Genomic DNA, 2,025 nt, shown 5'->3' on the forward strand with positions numbered 1-2,025 from the left:
GCCCGGGGGGGGGCCCGCCCCCGGCCCCCCCCCCCCCGGGGCCGGGGCGCCGCCGGGCCGGCGCCGGGTACGAAACCCGCCGATGTGGCGAGCAGGGCCAGCACCAGCCCGACCGTGGCTATAATAGCGACCATGGCGGCAGCGCTGCGCTCGGAACGGTGTCCACCCCGGCGCAGGACCGCACCGCCGCGCCCCGGGCAAGGAGATGGCGCCGGTCCTTGCCTGATGGCAGCGGGACCGGGAATTCGTCGCATATGTCACCCTTGCTTCCACAACGCACGACGGTGATCGGCAAACGATTGTAGCGGGTACCGGCGTGGTGAAGCCACCGCCGCCGGGACGGACACCGGGAGACGGACAGGCTACGTGGCAATACCCAAGGCTCTTCGGCGGCTCATCCGCAACACTGTCCTCGACCTGGACGGATACGTCCCGGTCGAACCGGTTGAGGCCGTCGCCGATCGCATCGGCAAACCAGTCGACGAGATCATCCGCCTGCACATGAACGAGAACCCCTACGGGACCTCAATGCGGGTGCAGGAGGTACTGGCGAGCTTCGACCATTACCAGGAATACCCGGACGCCGACCAGCGGGTGGCGCGGGAGCGCATCGCCGCGTACACCGGGGCGCCCAGCCAGCGCATCATCATCGGCAACGGCTCGGACGAGTTGATCGACCTCCTGCTGCTGGCCACCATCGACCCGGGCGATGAGGTGATCGTGCCGACTCCCACTTTCGGCGTGTACGAGTCCCGCGCGCCCCTCTTCGGCGGGGTCGTCCGCCGGGTGCCCCGCACCGCCGATTTCGACCTCGACGTTGATGCGATCATTCAAGCCGTCACCGAGCGGACCAAGCTGATCTTCGTCACTGCGCCCAACAACCCGACCGGCAACATGCCCACGACCCAGCAGATCGTCCGGCTGCTGCGCACCGGCGCGCTGATCGTAGCCGACGAGGCGTACTACGAGTTCTCCGGGAAGACCTTCGTTCCGCTCGCGCGCGAGTTCGACAACCTGGTCATCCTGCGCACCTTCAGCAAGTGGGCAGGACTGGCCGGGATGCGGCTCGGCTACGCCATCCTCCCCGACGCCCTTGCCGCCGAGTTGTGGAAGGTCAAGCAGCCGTTCAACGTAAGCGCGGCCGGGCTGAAAGCCATCGAGGCGGTGCTGGACGACATCGACTACCTGCGGGAGACGGTCAACCGCATCAAGATCGAGCGCGGCCGCCTCTTCCGCGCCCTGCGCAAGCTCAACTTCCTGCAGCCCTACCCCTCGCAGGGCAACTTCATCCTCTGCCGGGTCACGCGCGGCGACGCGCACGACATCCACCGGCGCCTGGAGCGGCGGGGTATTCTGGTCCGCAAGTACAGCGACCCGGAGCTCCGCAACTACCTGCGGATCACCGTCGGCCGCCCGGAGCACACCGACGCGCTCATGGCCGCGCTGCGCGGCATGGCAGGGGAGATCTGAGCCGATGGAGCAGCGCCGCGCCACCATCACCCGGCGGACCACCGAGACCGAGATCGACCTGACTTTGGACCTCGACGGCAGCGGGCAGGCCGCGATCGACACCGGGATCGGGCCGCTCGACCACTTCCTCACCCTCTTCGCCCGCCACGGCCTCTTCGACCTGGCCGTCACCGCGCGGGGCGATCTCCAGGTCGACGCCCACCACACGACTGAGGACGTCGGCCTCTGCCTGGGCCAGGCGATCCGACAGGCACTCGGCGAGCGCCGCGGCATCCGCAGGACCGCCGACGTTGCGGTGCCGATGGACGAGGCGCTGGCCCACGTCGCCGTCGACTGCGGCGGGCGTGGCTATTATGTCCAGCGCGACCCGATCACCGGCCCCGGCGTCGGCCTGATGGATGCCGACCTGGTGCGCCACTTCTTCGAGACGCTGGCCATCGAAGCTCGCATCAACCTCCACGTCGTGACGCTCTACGGCTCCAACACCCACCACCAGGTCGAGGCACTCTTCAAGGCCTTCGCCCGTGCCCTCGACGCCGCCACCCGCCCCGAGCC

2 protein-coding genes are annotated in these 2,025 nt (G+C 69.0%); both read left to right on the top strand.

Translation table 11 applies throughout. The features are described 5' to 3' along the window. The first annotated feature begins 366 nt into the window (after nt 1–366). Nucleotides 367–1,470 (top strand): histidinol-phosphate transaminase, encoded by a 1,104-nt coding sequence (gene hisC, locus IRZ30_RS17115; RefSeq protein WP_294086922.1) that lies wholly within the window; start codon nt 367–369, stop codon nt 1,468–1,470. A gap of 4 nt (nt 1,471–1,474) precedes the next feature. Continuing rightward, on the top strand, nt 1,475–2,025 hold a 551-nt coding region (hisB, locus tag IRZ30_RS17120; RefSeq protein ID WP_294086924.1), incomplete at its 3' end, for an imidazoleglycerol-phosphate dehydratase HisB.

Origin of the sequence: Sphaerobacter sp., assembly GCF_019683595.1 — a bacterium.
In the GTDB taxonomy this organism is placed as follows: domain Bacteria; phylum Chloroflexota; class Chloroflexia; order Thermomicrobiales; family Thermomicrobiaceae; genus Sphaerobacter.